13 protein-coding genes and 4 tRNA genes are annotated in these 15,302 nt (G+C 70.0%); 8 read left to right on the forward strand and 9 right to left on the reverse strand.

What is annotated here, in order from left to right; all coding sequences use genetic code 11:
* Window positions 1-5 precede the first annotated feature (5 nt).
* On the forward strand, window positions 6-857 hold the full coding sequence (pdxY, locus tag ACIQH8_RS11980) for a pyridoxal kinase PdxY (RefSeq protein ID WP_400998874.1): 852 nt from the start codon (window positions 6-8) through the stop codon (window positions 855-857).
* Between the two features lie 9 nt (window positions 858-866).
* On the opposite strand, the gene ACIQH8_RS11985 is transcribed toward pdxY, so the two are convergent.
* Window positions 867-1,430 (reverse strand): HIT family protein, encoded by a 564-nt coding sequence (locus ACIQH8_RS11985; protein WP_400998877.1) that lies wholly within the window; start codon window positions 1,428-1,430, stop codon window positions 867-869.
* Window positions 1,427-3,337 carry a threonine--tRNA ligase gene (gene thrS, locus ACIQH8_RS11990; RefSeq protein ID WP_400999813.1) on the reverse strand — a complete coding sequence of 637 codons (1,911 nt, stop codon included), beginning with the start codon at window positions 3,335-3,337 and terminating at the stop codon, window positions 1,427-1,429. The genes ACIQH8_RS11985 and thrS overlap by 4 nt, the downstream gene beginning before the upstream one ends.
* A 356-nt stretch (window positions 3,338-3,693) precedes the next feature.
* Between thrS and ACIQH8_RS11995 the strand changes: the two genes are divergently transcribed.
* On the forward strand, window positions 3,694-5,754 hold the full coding sequence (locus ACIQH8_RS11995) for a glycosyl hydrolase family 28-related protein (protein WP_400998880.1): 2,061 nt from the start codon (window positions 3,694-3,696) through the stop codon (window positions 5,752-5,754).
* A 143-nt stretch (window positions 5,755-5,897) separates the two neighbouring features.
* Window positions 5,898-6,746 carry a lysyl oxidase family protein gene (locus tag ACIQH8_RS12000; protein ID WP_400998882.1) on the forward strand — a complete coding sequence of 283 codons (849 nt, stop codon included), beginning with the start codon at window positions 5,898-5,900 and terminating at the stop codon, window positions 6,744-6,746.
* Window positions 6,747-6,792: 46 nt separating this feature from the next.
* Here ACIQH8_RS12000 and ACIQH8_RS12005 read toward each other — a convergent pair.
* From ACIQH8_RS12005 to ACIQH8_RS12015, 3 genes are all read right to left on the reverse strand, one after another.
* Window positions 6,793-6,867: transfer RNA gene (locus ACIQH8_RS12005), tRNA-Val, on the reverse strand.
* 32 nt (window positions 6,868-6,899) lie between these two features.
* Window positions 6,900-6,970, reverse strand: a tRNA-Cys gene (locus tag ACIQH8_RS12010).
* 52 nt (window positions 6,971-7,022) lie between these two features.
* Window positions 7,023-7,095 (reverse strand) — tRNA-Gly (locus ACIQH8_RS12015).
* Window positions 7,096-7,387: 292 nt separating this feature from the next.
* Here ACIQH8_RS12015 and ACIQH8_RS12020 point away from each other — a divergent pair.
* Window positions 7,388-7,463, forward strand: a tRNA-Val gene (locus ACIQH8_RS12020).
* A 58-nt stretch (window positions 7,464-7,521) separates the two neighbouring features.
* On the opposite strand, the gene ACIQH8_RS12025 is transcribed toward ACIQH8_RS12020, so the two are convergent.
* From ACIQH8_RS12025 to zapE, 3 genes are all read right to left on the reverse strand, one after another.
* Window positions 7,522-8,079, reverse strand: coding sequence for a type II toxin-antitoxin system PemK/MazF family toxin (locus tag ACIQH8_RS12025; RefSeq protein WP_400998884.1), 558 nt, complete (start codon window positions 8,077-8,079; stop codon window positions 7,522-7,524).
* Window positions 8,080-8,120: 41 nt separating this feature from the next.
* Window positions 8,121-9,344 carry an ammonium transporter gene (locus tag ACIQH8_RS12030; RefSeq protein WP_400998887.1) on the reverse strand — a complete coding sequence of 408 codons (1,224 nt, stop codon included), beginning with the start codon at window positions 9,342-9,344 and terminating at the stop codon, window positions 8,121-8,123.
* A gap of 230 nt (window positions 9,345-9,574) precedes the next feature.
* On the reverse strand, window positions 9,575-10,630 hold the full coding sequence (gene zapE, locus ACIQH8_RS12035; protein ID WP_400998889.1) for a cell division protein ZapE: 1,056 nt from the start codon (window positions 10,628-10,630) through the stop codon (window positions 9,575-9,577).
* 143 nt (window positions 10,631-10,773) lie between these two features.
* On the opposite strand from zapE, the gene ACIQH8_RS12040 reads away from it, so the two are divergent.
* Complete coding sequence (locus tag ACIQH8_RS12040) at window positions 10,774-11,673, forward strand: sulfurtransferase (protein WP_400998891.1); 900 nt, start codon at window positions 10,774-10,776, stop codon at window positions 11,671-11,673.
* A 35-nt stretch (window positions 11,674-11,708) separates the two neighbouring features.
* Entirely contained in the window at window positions 11,709-12,149 is a 441-nt protein-coding gene (locus tag ACIQH8_RS12045) for a SufE family protein (protein ID WP_400998893.1), read from the forward strand.
* A 64-nt stretch (window positions 12,150-12,213) separates the two neighbouring features.
* On the opposite strand, the gene ACIQH8_RS12050 is transcribed toward ACIQH8_RS12045, so the two are convergent.
* Complete coding sequence (locus tag ACIQH8_RS12050; protein WP_400998894.1) at window positions 12,214-13,398, reverse strand: alpha/beta hydrolase family protein; 1,185 nt, start codon at window positions 13,396-13,398, stop codon at window positions 12,214-12,216.
* 103 nt (window positions 13,399-13,501) lie between these two features.
* Between ACIQH8_RS12050 and ACIQH8_RS12055 the strand changes: the two genes are divergently transcribed.
* Both ACIQH8_RS12055 and ACIQH8_RS12060 read left to right on the forward strand, forming a co-directional pair.
* Complete coding sequence (locus ACIQH8_RS12055) at window positions 13,502-14,092, forward strand: DUF3000 domain-containing protein (protein WP_400998895.1); 591 nt, start codon at window positions 13,502-13,504, stop codon at window positions 14,090-14,092.
* On the forward strand, window positions 14,085-15,281 hold the full coding sequence (locus ACIQH8_RS12060) for a ribonuclease D (protein WP_400998897.1): 1,197 nt from the start codon (window positions 14,085-14,087) through the stop codon (window positions 15,279-15,281). Before ACIQH8_RS12055 ends, ACIQH8_RS12060 begins: the two co-directional genes overlap by 8 nt.
* Window positions 15,282-15,302 lie beyond the last annotated feature (21 nt).

Raw genomic sequence — 15,302 nt, forward strand, 5'->3', positions numbered from 1 at the left:
GAGGGGTGAAGGTCCTCTCGATCCAGTCCGCCGTCGCCTACGGCCACGTCGGCAACTCCGCGGCCGTCTTCCCGCTCCAGCGCATCGGCGTCGAGGTGATGCCGGTCTACACGGTCAACTTCTCGAACCACACCGGCTACGGCGCGTGGCGCGGTCCGCTCATCGCCCCCGACGACGTGCGCGAGGTCATCGCCGGCATCGAGGATCGCGGCGCGTTTCCGAAGATCGACGTGATCCTCTCCGGGTACCAGGGCTCGGAGGGCATCGCCGACGTCATCCTCGACGCCGTCGCGCGCATCAAGGTCGCGAACCCCGAGGCGATCTACTCGTGCGACCCGGTCATGGGCAATGCGAAGAGCGGATGCTTCGTGGCTCCGGCGATCCCGATCCTGCTTCGCGATCGCGTGGTCCCCGCCGCCGACCTCATCACGCCGAACCAGTTCGAGCTCGGCTACCTCACGGGCACCGAGCCGGGCTCGCTCGAGTCGACCCTCGAGTCGGTCGACCTGGCGCGCGCCATGGGGCCCCGGACCGTGCTCGTCACGAGCGTCGAGCGCCCCGATCGCGAGGAGGGCACGATCGAGATGCTCGCGGTCGATGACCGCGGCGCGTGGATCGTGCAGACTCCGATGCTGCCCATGAAGGCGAACGGCTCGGGGGATGTCACGGCGGCGCTCTTCACGGCGCACTACCGCCGCACGGGCGACGCGGCCGACGCGCTCGCCCGCACGGCATCGAGCGTGTTCGACCTCCTGACGACCACCCACGAGTCGAGCGAGCGCGAACTGCAGCTCGTCGAGTCGCAGGAGGCGTACGCCCACCCGCGCCTGCAGTTCGAGGTGCGCCGGGTCCGCTGATCCATCGAGTCAGCGCGGCCAGGCCTCGGCGATCTCCTCGCGCACCTCGCCGAGCAGGCGCGGGAGCGCCTTGGTGCCCGCGATGATCGGGAAGAAGTTCGAGTCGAGGGCCCACCGGGGAACGATGTGCTGGTGGAGGTGCTCGGCGATGCCGGCGCCCGCGATCCGCCCCTGGTTCATGCCGATGTTGAACCCGTCGCAGCGGGACACCTGCATGACCGTGCGCATCGCCACCTGCGTGAGCTCGCCGATCTCGGCGACCTCCTCGGGGCTCGCCTCGTCGTACGTCGCAATGTGGCGGTAGGGGCACACGAGCAGGTGTCCGCTGTTGTACGGATACAGGTTGAGCAGCACGTAGGCGTGCTCGCCGCGCGCGACGATCAGTGACTGCTCGTCGCTCAGCTCGGGTGCGCGGCAGAACGGGCACGAGTGCTCGTCGGGCTGCTGCCCGTGCTGGATGTAGACGAGCCGGTGCGGGGTCCAGAGGCGCTGGAACGCGTCGGGCACGCCCGCGAGGTCGGTCGCGGCATCCGTCTGCACGCCGTCGAACTCATCGGGCTGGTACGCGGTCATGCGAACAGGTCGTCCCTCGTCGTCACCTGGCGGCGATCCGCGATCGCATCGAGGATCCGGCGCTCCGCGTCGGCGATCGGCACGCCGTTCTCCTGCGTCCCGTCGCGGAAGCGGAAGCTCACGGTCTCACCGGTGCGGTCGTTCTCGCCGGCGATGAGCTGGATCGGCACCTTCTGCGTCGTGTGGGTGCGGATCTTCTTCTGCATGCGGTCGTCGCTCGTGTCGAGCTCGGTGCGCACGCCCGAGCCGGCGAGCTGGGTCAGGATGCCGCCGAGGTAGGGCGCGTACTCGTCGGCGACGGGGATGCCGACGACCTGGACGGGCGCGAGCCAGACCGGGAACGCACCCGCGTAGTGCTCGGTGAGCACGCCGAAGAAGCGCTCGATGGAGCCGAACTTCGCGGAGTGGATCATGACCGGCTGCTGGTGCGTGCCGTCGGCCGCGGTGTACTCGAGGCCGAAGCCCTCGGGCTGGTTGAAGTCGTACTGGATGGTCGACATCTGCCAGGTGCGGCCGATCGCGTCGCGTGCCTGCACCGAGATCTTCGGGCCGTAGAACGCTGCGCCACCCGGGTCGGGCACGAGTTCGAGACCCGAGCGCTCGGCGACGTCGCGCAGCACGTTCGTCGCGACCTCCCACTGCTCGTCGGTGCCCTTGAACTTGTCGGAGTTGGCGTCGCGGGTCGAGAGCTCGAGGTAGAAGTCGTCGAGGCCGAAGTCGCGGAGCAGGCCGAGCACGAAGTCCAGCAGGTGCTGGATCTCCGCAGGCGCCTGCTCGGGGGTGACGTAGCTGTGGGAGTCGTCCTGCGTGAGGCCGCGCACGCGCGTGAGGCCCTGCACGACGCCGGACTTCTCGTAGCGGTAGACGGTGCCGAACTCGAAGAACCGCAGCGGCAGCTCGCGGTACGAGCGCCCGCGCGAGCGGTAGATGAGGTTCTGCATCGGGCAGTTCATCGCCTTGAGGTAGTACTCGGAATTCTCGAGCTCCATCGGCGGGAACATCGTGTCCTTGTAATACGGCAGGTGGCCCGACAGCTCGAAGACGTGCGCCTTCGTGATGTGCGGGGTCGAGACGTACTGGAAGCCCTCCTCGATGTGGCGCCGGCGGACGTAGTCCTCCATCTCGCGCTTGATCACCCCGCCCTTGGGGTGGAAGACGGGCAGGCCCGAGCCGATCTCGTCGGGGAAGCTGAAGAGGTCGAGCTCGACCCCGAGCTTGCGGTGGTCGCGGCGCTGCGCCTCCTCGAGCCGGTGCTGGTACGCGCGCAGCTCGTCCTTCGTCGGCCATGCGGTGCCGTAGACGCGCTGCAGCTGCGGGTTCTTCTCGGAGCCGCGCCAGTAGGCAGCGGCCACGCGCATGAGCGCCCAGCCGTTGCCGATCATCCGCGTGTTCGGCAGGTGCGGCCCGCGGCAGAGGTCCTTCCAGGCGACCTCGCCGGTCTTCGGGTCGACGTTGTCGTAGATGGTGAGCTCGGCGCCGCCGACCTCGACCGACTCGTTGTCGTCCTGGCCGGCCTCACCACCCGTCGGGTGGCCCTTCAGGCCGATGAGCTCGAGCTTGTACGGCTCGGCGGCCAGCTCGGCTCGGGCCTCGTCGTCGCTCACCACCCGGCGCACGAACCGCTGGCCCGAGCGGATGATCCGAGCCATCTCCTTGTCGAGGGTCTTGAGGTCCTCGGGCGTGAACGGCTCGGCGACGTCGAAGTCGTAGTAGAAGCCGTCGGTCACGGGCGGGCCGATGCCGAGCCTGGCGTCGGGGTTCACCTTCTGCACGGCCTGCGCGAGCACGTGCGCCGTCGAGTGGCGGAGGATCGCGAGCCCGTCGGGCGAGTCGATCGTGACCGGCTCGACGACGTCGGCGTCGGTCACCGTCGTCGCGAGGTCCTTCAGCTCGCCGTTGACGCGCATCGCGACAACGGATCGATCGGTGAAGAGCTCGAAGCCGTCGGCCAAGTGGATCCACTCCCCTGCAGTGTGAGACGCAACCCCTCAACTGTAGTCGCGCGCGGCGGGCGCGGCGCGCGCACCGGGCGGCGCCCGTCGGCTCGTCCCTTCTTGCGCTCGACCGCGCAAGCCGACGCGCCATCCGAGGTCGGCGCTTGCGTGAGCTTGCGCGTGATTTAGCAAGAACTCGACATTTCTCAGACAATTCCTCGCAGCACCTTGTGCCGTTCTCGCGCACGGCCGTAGCCTCGCCTCACTCGAGGGCACCGCGACGCCAGCAGTGCCCGCAGACGTGCACAACGAGAGGAATCGAGTCGACGATGACACGACCCACCATGCCCGTCCCACGGCCGCTCCGCGGTCCAGGTCCGGGATTCCGACGCGCACCGCTCGGAATCGCCGCGGCCACGGCCGTCGCCGTCGGCGCGGCGATCCTCGGCCCGGCGCCGGCCTCGGCCGCCCCGGAGCCCGTCGTCACCCGTGCCGCCCTCGATCCTGCCCTCGTCGCCGGCCGGGGCGCCGCGGTGCCGTTCCTCGAGCAGGAGGCCGAGCACGCGTCGACGAACGGCGACGTGATCGGCCCCGACCGCACCGCGTACACCCTCGAGGCCGAGGCATCGGGGCGCTCGGCCGTGCGACTCGACCCGGGCGAACACGTCGAGTTCGTCCTGCCCGAGGCCGCGAACGCGATCACGGTCCGCTACAGCATCCCCGACGCACCCGGCGGCGGCGGGATCACCGCGCCGCTCGAGGTGGCCGTCGGCGGCGGCGAACCCGCCGTCATGCCCCTCACGTCCGAGTACTCGTGGCTCTACAACCAGTACCCGTTCACGAACGACCCGGACGCCGGTCTGCTGCACCCCGACTGGTGGATCACCGAGTGCGGATGCGTCCCCGGCGAGGGCTACGAGGTCGACGCGCCGTTCCGCCCCATGCACTTCTACGACGAGCAGCGGATGCTGCTGGGTGCGACCTTCCCCGCCGGTTCCGTCGTCCGGCTCACCGCCCCCGAGGGCACGGATGCCGCATGGACGGTGATCGACCTGCTGGACTCCGAGCTCGTCGCCCCGCCTGCGGCCCAGCCGGCCGACTCGGTGAGCGTGGTGCGGTTCGGCGCGGACCCGGACGGCGTGCGCGACTCCGCACCGGCATTCCGGACCGCCATTCGATGGGCCCAGCGCCATGGCGTCGAGGTGTTCATCCCCGTCGGCAGGTTCCGGGTGAGCGAGCACCTCGTGGTCGACGACGTCACCATCCGCGGCGCGGGCAACTGGCATTCGATCGTGTTCGGGGAGGAGGTCGCACTGAAGAAGCCGGCCGCCGACGGTTCGGTCCATACGGGCGTGGGCTTCTACGGCCGCGATGCCGCCGACGGCGGCAGCTCGAACGTGCACCTGTCGGACTTCGCCATCCGCGGCGACGTACGTGAGCGGATCGACACCGATCAGGTCAACGGCATCGGCGGCGCGATGAGCGATTCGACGATCGAGCGTCTGCACATCGAGCACACGAAGGTCGGGCTCTGGTTCGACGGCCCGATGGACGGCGTCGTGGTGCGCGACAACGTCATCGTCGACCAGATCGCCGACGGCCTGAACTTCCACACCGGGGTCTCCGACTCGGTCGCCGAGGGCAACTTCGTGCGGAACACCGGCGACGACGGCCTGGCGATGTGGTCGGAGGGCGTCGCGAATGCGGGCAACACGTTCGCCCGGAACACGGTGCAGACGCCGACGCTCGCGAACGGGATCGCGATCTACGGCGGCGCCGACACGACGGTCGAGGGCAACCTCGTGGCCGACCCGATCCGCGAGGGCAGCGCCCTGCACGCGGGATCGCGATTCGGCGCAGAGCCCTTCGCGGGCTCGCTGGAGTTCACCGACAACACCACCGTGCGGGCCGGTACGTACGAGCTGAACTGGAACATCGGGCTGGGCGCCATCTGGCTCTACGCGCTCGACCGTTCGATCGATCAGGCCGACATCCGGATCACGGGCGACCACTACCTCGACAACACGTACAACGCCATCATGCTCGTCTCCGACTGGCCGGTGAAGGATCAGGTCTCGATCTCGGACGTGCACTTCGCCGACGTTCGGGTCGACGGGACGGGCACCTCGGTCGTCAGCGCCCGGGTCGCCGGTTCGGCGTCGTTCGAGAACGTCGACGCGCGCAACGTGGGTGCGGTCGGCATCAACAACTGCGGGACGTTCCACTTCACACCGGCGGGCTCGGAGTTCTCGATCGTCGATCTCGGCGGCAACGACTCGACCGGCGTGAACACGACCGGGCCGTGGCTCGCGCCCTGGCAGCTGCCGAACACGATCACGTGCGACGATCGTCCGCCGGTGATCGCGCCGCCCGCACCATCCGCCTGGTGACCGGCTCGGGTCGTGGGCGCCGTGCTCGCCCACGACCCAGCGGCCGGAACGGCCCCCGAACGGGACCTTGCGGGCGGATGGCGCGGACTGGGACGCTCCACTCGAAGCATGTAGTCGAGCTTTCCTCGGAATTGGAGCGAGCCATGAAGCGCACGTCCGTCATGTCCGCCGCCGCCGTCGCGGCACTCCTCGTCGTCGCCGGCGGCGCTGCAGCCCGGGCCCACGATGTCGAAGTGCCGGACCTCCCCGCGGGCGCACTGCTACCCGACGTCATCGAGGAAGTCCCGCACCACCTGCAGATCCAGAACGCCCAGCAGCGCGAATGGCTGCGATTCTCGACGACGCACATCAACATCGGCGAGGGCAACCTCCAGATCCGCGGAGGCGGTCAGGTCGAGCCGTGCGAGATCGATGGCCAGGCGTACCCCGAGTGCACGATCGCGACGCAGGAGATCCTCGATGCGAACGGCCAGATCGTCGCGACGCACGACGCCGGCGCCGCCGTCTTCCACCCGGAGCACAACCACTGGCACCAGTCCGGCGTCGCACTCTTCGACATCCGGAGCGCCGGACCGGGCGACGACCCCGCCGACCCCGCGAACATGAGCGTGATCTGGTCGGAAGGCGTGAAGATCACCTTCTGCTTCGTGGACATCGAGTTCATCGGCGAGACCGGAACCCTGAAGAAGGCGAAGCCGCGCACCTACTTCGAGTGCAACGGCGACCTGCAGGGACTCGCTTCGTGGTGGGCCGATTCGTACCACCAGTCGACGCCGCTGCAGGAACTCGACGTCACGGACATCCCGGACGGCGAGTACTACCTCACCCATCTCGCCGACCCCGACGGGCACTGGATCGAGTCCGATGAGACGAACAACTTCACCTGGGTGAAGTTCCGGCTCACCCGGACGAGCGCGAACGCCAAGGTCGAGGTGCTCGACCATTCGCCCTGCGTTCCGCAGGTCATCTGCGGCTTCGGCGGCAACCCCTGACCTCCGGAGACGACGAAGGCCCCGGCGTCTGCCGGGGCCTTCGTGCTGGTGGGCGATACTGGGATCGAACCAGTGACCTCTTCCGTGTCAGGGAAGCGCGCTACCGCTGCGCCAATCGCCCGGGTTGTGAGTGAGCTCGGAGAGCCCGTCTCGAGGTGGATACGGGATTCGAACCCGTGTATACGGCTTTGCAGGCCGCTGCCTCGCCTCTCGGCCAATCCACCGTTGCTTGGGTTCACCACCAAAGAACAAACCGGCTCTCGCCGGCCTGATCAGAGCGGATGACGAGACTCGAACTCGCGACCCTCACCTTGGCAAGGTGATGCGCTACCAACTGCGCCACATCCGCGTTGTCGCTGTTTCGGCGACAGAGAGACTCTAACCGATGACGTGAACGAATGACAAACCGACGCCTATCGACCGCTGATTCCGGCCGATCAGCGGGCCAATCGGACGGCGCAACCCGGGCGTGTCGCGGTTCCGCGGCGCCGCGATCGGGCGACGTGCGAGCACGACTCGGATCCTCGGATCGACGGCATGGGACCGCTGAACCACCACGCGCACCGATGTGCATTCCACCCATCGCGTGGGCTAGTATCGAGTCCGCGGTCGCGATCCGATCGGGTCCGCGAAATCCACATGGGCGATTGGCGCAGCTGGTAGCGCGCTTCCTTCACACGGAAGAGGTCGTCGGTTCGAGCCCGGCATCGCCCACCACCACGAACGCCCCCGTTGCTGCGGGGGCGTTCGTCGTCTCGGTCTGGGGTGAGGAGCCTCAGCCCCACCCGTATCGCGCGGCGAGCGCGCGCGTGACGCGTCCGTATCGCTCGGCGTCGAGCGATGCCGCCTCGCGGCGCATCCCGTCCGCGTGCACGAGGAACACGCGGTCGATCCTCGCCCAGCTCGGGCGCCCCTCGCCGTCCCACGCGCCCGAGCCCAGCGCGACCGCGTCGCGGTCGCCGTCCTGCGACCTGCTCGTGAGCTGCACCGCGAGGAAGCGCCCCTCGGTGCCCGCCGCGACGACGACGACCGGGCGGTCCTTGCCGCGCCCGTCCCGCTCCTCGTAGGGCACCCAGGTCCAGACGACCTCACCCGGGTCGGGTTCGCCGTCGCGCTCCGGCGTGTACGAGAAACGGACCCGGCGGATTCCCGCCGGGTCCAGTTCGACGGTCGCCGCCGGGCCTGCCCGCCCCGGCCACTCCGCGTCATCCGTGCGGGGCTGCGACGCGGCATCCGCGGCTGCCGAGGCCGGTGCGGGCCGCCGTGCGGGCGGGCCGGAGAGGGATCGGATGACACGCCCGAGGGCGGTGAGGAAGCGGTGGGTGTCAGGCACACCCGCACACTACCCTCACCGCCCTCGCGGCGATCGCAGGATCAGACGGTCTCGAGCTTGTAGCCCTCCTCGCCGTGGACGATCGTGTCGATGCCCGCCAGCTCGTCCTCGTTCTTGACGCGGAAGCCGATGGTCTTCTCGATCGCGAAGCCGACCACGAAGGCCACGATGAACGAGTAGAGGAGCACGCCGATGGCGGCGATCGCCTGCACGGCGAGCTGGCCGGCGTCGCCACCGACGAACAGGCCGGTGCCGGTCGCGAAGAAGCCGAGGTAGAGGGTACCGATGAGTCCGCCGACGAGGTGGATGCCCACGACGTCGAGCGAGTCGTCGAAGCCCCACTTGAACTTCAGCTCGACGGCGATGGCGCAGATCGCACCCGCGACGACGCCGAGGACCGTGGCCCAGCCCGGGGTCAGGTTGGCACAGGCCGGCGTGATCGCGACGAGACCGGCGACGGCGCCCGATGCGGCACCGACCGAGGTCGGCTTGCCGTCCTTGATCTTCTCGACGACGAGCCAGGCGAGGATGGCCGCGGCCGTGGCGACGAGCGTGTTGACGGCGATGAGGCCGACGCCGGGCATGCCCTCGGCGAGGAACTCTGCGCCGGCGTTGAAGCCGAACCAGCCGAACCACAGGATCGAGGCGCCGAGCAGGGTCAGCGGCACGTTGTGCGGCTTGTCCATGCCCTTCTGGAAGCCCACGCGCTTGCCGAGGACGAGGGCGAGGGCGAGGGCCGCCGCGCCGGCGTTGATGTGCACCGCGGTTCCGCCCGCGTAGTCGATGACACCCGGGAGTCCGAGCGTGTCGCCGAGCGAGAGGATCCAGCCGCCGCCCCAGACCCAGGCTGCGACCGGGAAGTAGACCAGGGTGGCCCAGATGCCGGCGAAGATCATCCACGCGCCGAACTTGGCGCGGTCGGCGATGGCGCCCGAGATGAGCGCGACCGTGATGATGGCGAACGTCGCACCGAAGATGACGCCGAGCAGGTCGGCGTTGGCCGACTCGCCGCCGGCGAGGCTCGCGAGACCGAAGTCGGAGAAGGGGTTGCCCGAGAACTCCCAGGCGCTGCCGACCGCGCTCATGTTGAAGCCGTACAGCACCCACAGGACGCTGATCAGGCCCATTGCGCCGAAGCTCATCATCATCATGCTGACGACGCTCTTCGCCTTGACCAGGCCGCCGTAGAAGAACGCGACGCCCGGCGTCATGAAGAGCACGAGCGCGGATGCCGTCACGGCCCACGCGATGTTGCCGCTATCCATAGGTAATCCTCACACCTCTCGGTTTGCAGGGGACGTACCGCGAGGGGGATGAGACTGGGGCTCGTCTCGAGGTACGACGTTCAGAATGGTGCGGGAACGTTTCGACCACGGGGCACGCTGCGTTTCGCAACGGTTACGGAATCGCGCGTGATGTAACGAGCGTGTTTCGGGATGCCGCGACGAGCCTCCGAAAGAGCTGCCGAGGACGTGTGTCCGGCCGGCGCGACGGCTCAGTCGTGCGGCGGCAGCTCACCCGTGGTGAGGGCGATCATGCGCGACATCGATCGCAGGTACTTCTTGCGGTAGCCGCCGGAGAGCATGTCGCCGCCGAACACCTCGTCGAGCGGCACGCCGCTCGCGAGGATCGGGACCTCGGCGTCGTACACGCGGTCGATGAAGGCGACGAGCCGGAGCGCGGCGTTCTGGTCGTCGAGCTCGCGGACCCCGGTCAGCGCGATGAACTCGAGGCCGTCGATGAGCTTGATGTACTTCGACGGATGCACGGTGGAGAGGTGCGAGAGGAGTTCGTCGAACCCGTCGAGCGAGACGCGGTGCCCCCGCGCGGCGAGCGTCGCCGCCGCGTGCTCGACCGCCGCGTCGTCGGCGAGCGACTCCGAATGCCCCTCCGTGTCGCGGCGACGGTAGTCGAGTCCGTCGATGCGCAGCGTCTCGAAGTTCGACGACAGCGCGTGGATCTCCCGGAGGAAGTCGGCGGCGGCGAAGCGCCCCTCCCCCAGCGCGTTCGGCGGCGTGTTGCTTGTCGCCGCGACCCGGGTGCCGCCGGCCATGAGCTCGCCGAGGAACCGGGTCATGAGCATGGTGTCGCCCGGGTCGTCGAGCTCGAACTCGTCGATGCAGATGAGGCGGGCGCCGCGCAGCAGCTCGACCGCCTGCGCGTAGCCGAGCGCGCCGACGAGGGCCGTGTACTCGATGAATGTGCCGAAGTACTTCGGCCCGTGCGCGACGTGCCAGAGCGAAGCGAGCAGGTGGGTCTTGCCGACGCCGAAGCCGCCGTCGAGGTAGACGCCCGGCAGTTCGATGCGCGCGGGACGCTTGCGCGAGAAGAACCCGCCCGGCCGCTGTGCGGCCCGCCACGCGCCGGCGAAGGCGTTCAGCCGGTCGAGGGCGGCCTGCTGCGACGGGAAGTCGTGATCGGGCCGGTACGACTCGAAGGAGGCGTGAGCGAACTGCGGCGGCGGGACGAGCTCGGAGGCGATCTCGGCCCCGGTGATCGACGGGTGGCGGTCGACGAGTCGCTCGAGAGCGGATGCCGCGGCAGTGGTCATCGGCGTGGGATCTCCTGTTGCACCTCGTGACATGTGCGGTGACGACGACCGGCATGCCGCGTAGATTCGGTGGTGGACGGGTCACCAGCCTAGTCCGCTCCCCGATCCGCATCGCCCGACCGGGCGACCACTGGAGGTTCCCCATGTCCGTCGAGTTCGACCCCGCCGACAAGCTGGCCGAGTACGCCCACCCCGAGCGACTCGTCACCACGGACTGGCTCGCCGAACGGCTCGGACAGCCGGGGCTCGTGGTCGTGGAGTCCGACGAGGACGTGCTGCTCTACGAGATCGGGCACATCCCGGGCGCCGTGAAGGTCGACTGGCACACCGAGCTCAACGACCCGGTGGTCCGCGACTACCTCTCGGGCGAGCAGTTCGCCGAGCTCCTCGGCGGCAAGGGCATCGCGCGCGACGACACCGTCGTGATCTACGGCGACAAGAACAACTGGTGGGCCGCGTACGCGCTCTGGGTGTTCACGCTCTTCGGCCACGACGACGTCCGCCTCCTCGACGGCGGCCGCGACAAGTGGATCGCCGAGGGCCGCCCGCTGACGACCGACGCGCCCGACCGCGAGCCCGTCGAGTACCCCGTCGTGGAACGTGACGACACCGCCATCCGCGCGTTCAAGGAGGACGTGCTCGCGCACTTCGGCAACCCGCTCATCGACGTCCGCTCGCCCGAGGAGTACACGGGCGAGCGCACGCACATGCCCGCCTATCCGGAGGAGGGGGCACTGCGAGGCGGTCACATCCCCACCGCCGCATCCGTGCCCTGGGCCCGCGCCGCGGCCGAGGACGGCACGTTCCGCACCCGCGCCGAACTCGATGCGATCTACCGCGACGAGGTCGGGCTGCGGGACGGCGACGACGTCATCGCCTACTGCCGGATCGGCGAGCGCTCGAGCCACACCTGGTTCGTGCTGACGCACCTGCTCGGCTTCGAGGGAGTCCGGAACTACGACGGGTCGTGGACGGAGTGGGGCAGCGCCGTGCGCGTGCCCATCGCCACCGGCCCCGACCGGGGCGAGGCGCCCGGCCGGTAGGCGCCGACGCGGTCGCGGATGGGAGAATGGGCGGGATGGATGCCACGACCCTCCCCGCTGCGCTCGCCGAGACGCGCGACGACTTCCTGTCGCTCGGCGTCAAGGACCGGCTGACGCTGCTGCTCGACTTCTCCAACGAGCTGCCCGAACTGCCCGAGCGCTACCGCGACCACCCCGACCTGCTCGAACGTGTCGAGGAGTGCCAGTCGCCCGTCTACATCTTCGTGGAGCTCGACGCCGACGGGCTCGTCCACATGCACGCGACCGCGCCGGCGGAGGCGCCCACCACCCGCGGATTCGCGTCGATCCTCGCGCAGGGCCTCGACGGGCTCACGCCCGACGAGGTGCTCGCGATCCCCGCGGACTACCCGCAGTCGCTCGGCCTGAACGAGGCCGTCTCGCCGCTCCGGGTACGGGGCATGTCGGGCATGCTCGCCCGTGCGAAGCGCCAGCTCGCCGAGCGGCTCGCGGCGTAGCGCGCCGGCGGCGCCGCGTGGGTCCCGCTCGGGCGCGCTCGGGCCGCTTCGACTGGCTCGCGGATCAGCGTTCCGCGAGCCAGTCGTGCAGCAGCATCGTCCACCGCGACGGGTCGTGGTTCCAGAGCTTCGTGTGACGCGCTCCCTCGAACACCTCGAACTGCACGAGGTCCGAGCGCACCTCGGCGAGCCGTCGCGAACCGTCGATCGGAACGAAGCCGTCGTCCTCGCTGTGCATGAGCAGGATCGGCACGTGCAGTTCATCGGCACGGGCCACCGCGTCGAGCGCCTCGAGATCGATCGGCGCGGCCAGTCCGGTCAGGGTCCCGGCGATCGGCGCGCTCAGCACGCGCGCGACCGCGCCGCCGAGTTCCGCCGGGAGGCCGAGGGCTCGGCCCTGGAACCGGAGGATGTCGGGCCAGTCCACGGCCGGCGACTCCAGCACGACGCCGACGAGGCGCTCGCGGACCTGCTCCGACCGCAGCACGGTCTGCAGTGCGATCGACCCGCCCATCGACCAGCCCATGAGGACGACGCGCCGGGCGCCGCGTTCGACGGCGAACCGGACCGCCGCGACGACGTCCTCCCATTCCGTGCCCCCGAGCCCGTACCGACGGTCCTCGCTCGCCGGCGCCTCGAAGTCGTTGCGATAGGAGACGAGCAGGGACGACCACCCCGCACGGGTCGCGGGCTCGACCGCGCGAAGACCCTCGTGGCGCTTGGCGCCGCGGCCGTGCACGATCACGAGCCAGTCCGTCGACGGCGCGCCCGCGGCATCCGTCGCCGGGACGAACCACGCCGGAGCGGGACCGAGCGGAGTCGGGACGAGCACGTTCTCGTACCGCTCGGCGACCTCCCAGGGGCCGAGGTGCACCCACCCGCTGATGCGCCCGCGCGCGGCACGGTCCAGGCGGCCGAACTCGACGGACTCGATCACGCGCCGGACCCGGTGCCCGTCGTCGTGGAGCACGTCGCCGACGCGCGCGTAACCCGAGTCGTGCTCGAACCAGAGGCCGTATCGTCCGCGCATCCGCGCATCCTCGGACCCCGAGAGCACGACTTCACCCGCCGCGAGGTCAGCGCGTTCGATGCGCAGGTCGTCCTCACGGTCGAGCTCCGGCGTCACGACACGCCGTGCGAACACGATCGCGGTGGCCGCGGTGGCCGCCGCGAACGCCGCGCCCAGGATGGCGATTCCGCCGAGCACGGCGCCGATCGGCCCCATCACCGTGCGCTCGAGCCTCGACATCCCGCCTCCAGTCTCCCGTCGTCCCCGTCCGTACGGACGGGGTACAGGTCGTCGCGCGGCGCGCCGCCACCCGGCCCCGTGATCGAGACTCTAGTCTGCACACGTGTCCGACTCGGCGACCACGCCTCCCCCTGAGTTCGCCGCAGCGCTGGAATCGCTGCGGGCCGCGACACCGCGAGCCGAACTGCGCGTGTCGGAGATCGCCGCGCCCTCCTCGCTCGCCCCGTGGGCCGTGGCGCTCTCGGCCGACCTGATCCCCGGGCGCCACGCGGAGGACTCCGATCTCGGCACCGGACGGTTCGTGCTGCTCCACGACCCGTCCGAGCCCGAGTCGTGGGGCGGACGCTTCCGCGTCGTCTGCTTCGCGCAGGCTCCACTCGAGACCGACATCGGCGTCGACCCGTTCCTTGCGGATGTCGCGTGGTCGTGGCTCGTCGACGCGCTCGACGCGCACGGCGCACGCTACGTCGCCGCGTCCGGGACCGTGACGAAGATCCTCTCGACGGGGTACGGCGAACTCGCCCGGCAGGGCGACGGCGCCGAGCTCGAGCTGCGAGCGTCGTGGACACCGCTCGATGCCGTGATCGCGCCGCATGTGGAAGGCTGGAGCGAGTTGCTGTGCATGCTGGCCGGCCTGCCTCCGAGCTCGGAGGGGGTGACGGCCCTTCCCACACGGAGGAGGAGACGTGGCTGACGAGTTCCACGTGATCGACTCCCGCGAGGCGTACGACGAGGCCGTCGAGTCCATCGCGGGGGGCGTGGGTCCGGTCGCCGTCGACGCCGAGCGGGCGAGCGGCTTCCGTTACTCGCAGCGCGCGTACCTGATCCAGCTGTTCCGCCGCGATTCCGGCACCTTCCTGTTCGACCCGACGATGATCGACGACTTCACGGGCCTCCAGGAGGCGATCCGCGACGAGGAGTGGGTGCTGCACGCGGCCAGCCAGGACCTGGCGTGCCTCCGCGAGGTCGGGCTCGACCCGAGCGGTATCTTCGACACCGAACTCGCGGCGCGCCTGCTCGGCATGCCCAGGGTCGGCCTCGCCTCCGTGGTCGAGGAACTCCTCGACATCCGCCTCGCCAAGGAGCACTCCGCGGCCGACTGGTCGACACGCCCGCTCCCCCAGTCCTGGCTGCGTTACGCGGCGCTCGACGTCGAGCTCCTCGTCGACGTGCGCGACCGTCTCGCGGAACGCCTCGTCGACGCCGGCAAGGAGGAGATCGCCCGGCAGGAGTTCGACGCGACCGTCCATCGAGCGGCGAAGCCCCCGGCGGCCGAGCCGTGGCGGCGGCTCAGCGGCATCCACGCCCTCAGGTCGCCCCGCAACCTCGCGGTCGCGCGCGCGCTCTGGCACGCGCGCGACGACCTGGCGTCCGAGACGGATGTCGCCCCCGGACGCCTCGTGCCGGATGCGTCGATCCTCGCCGTCGCGAAGTCCCTCCCCGAGTCCAAGCGCGCGCTCGCCGACCTCAAGGCGTTCAACGGTCGGGCGAGCCGCACCGAGATCGACCGCTGGTGGGCCGCCATCGAAGACGCACGCACGGCGGATCCGCCCGCCTCGCGCGTCCCGAGCGACGCTCCCCCGCCTCCTCGGGCCTGGGCGTCGCGCAACCCGGAGGCCGACGCCCGCCTCCGGCTCGCGAAGGCGGCGGTCGGCGACGTGGCAGACGAGTACGGCATGCCCGTCGAGAACCTGCTCACCCCCGATCACCTGCGGCGCGTCGCATGGCATCCGCCCGCCGATGCAACGCCGGAGGCGATCGCCGGCGCACTCGGCGAGCTCGGTGCTCGGCCCTGGCAGATTGAGGCGACCTCACAGAAGATCGCCGATGCGTTTGTCCAGGCGGCACAATCGCTCGAAGACGCCGCACACGACGCTTCGTAGGAACCGGCAACCGATTCCGAA

Source organism: Agromyces sp. GXQ0307, from assembly GCF_044769845.1.
Classification (GTDB): domain Bacteria; phylum Actinomycetota; class Actinomycetes; order Actinomycetales; family Microbacteriaceae; genus Agromyces.

Coding starts and splice junctions, on each gene's coding strand:
- ACIQH8_RS11985 (WP_400998877.1), bottom strand. CDS start 1,430: ATGACCGCGTACCAGCCCGATGAGTTCGACGGCGTGCAGACGGATGCC.
- thrS (WP_400999813.1), bottom strand. CDS start 3,337: ATGCGCGTCAACGGCGAGCTGAAGGACCTCGCGACGACGGTGACCGAC.
- ACIQH8_RS11995 (WP_400998880.1), top strand. CDS start 3,694: ATGACACGACCCACCATGCCCGTCCCACGGCCGCTCCGCGGTCCAGGT.
- ACIQH8_RS12000 (WP_400998882.1), top strand. CDS start 5,898: ATGAAGCGCACGTCCGTCATGTCCGCCGCCGCCGTCGCGGCACTCCTC.
- ACIQH8_RS12030 (WP_400998887.1), bottom strand. CDS start 9,344: ATGGATAGCGGCAACATCGCGTGGGCCGTGACGGCATCCGCGCTCGTG.
- zapE (WP_400998889.1), bottom strand. CDS start 10,630: ATGACCACTGCCGCGGCATCCGCTCTCGAGCGACTCGTCGACCGCCAC.
- ACIQH8_RS12040 (WP_400998891.1), top strand. CDS start 10,774: ATGTCCGTCGAGTTCGACCCCGCCGACAAGCTGGCCGAGTACGCCCAC.
- ACIQH8_RS12045 (WP_400998893.1), top strand. CDS start 11,709: ATGGATGCCACGACCCTCCCCGCTGCGCTCGCCGAGACGCGCGACGAC.
- ACIQH8_RS12050 (WP_400998894.1), bottom strand. CDS start 13,398: ATGTCGAGGCTCGAGCGCACGGTGATGGGGCCGATCGGCGCCGTGCTC.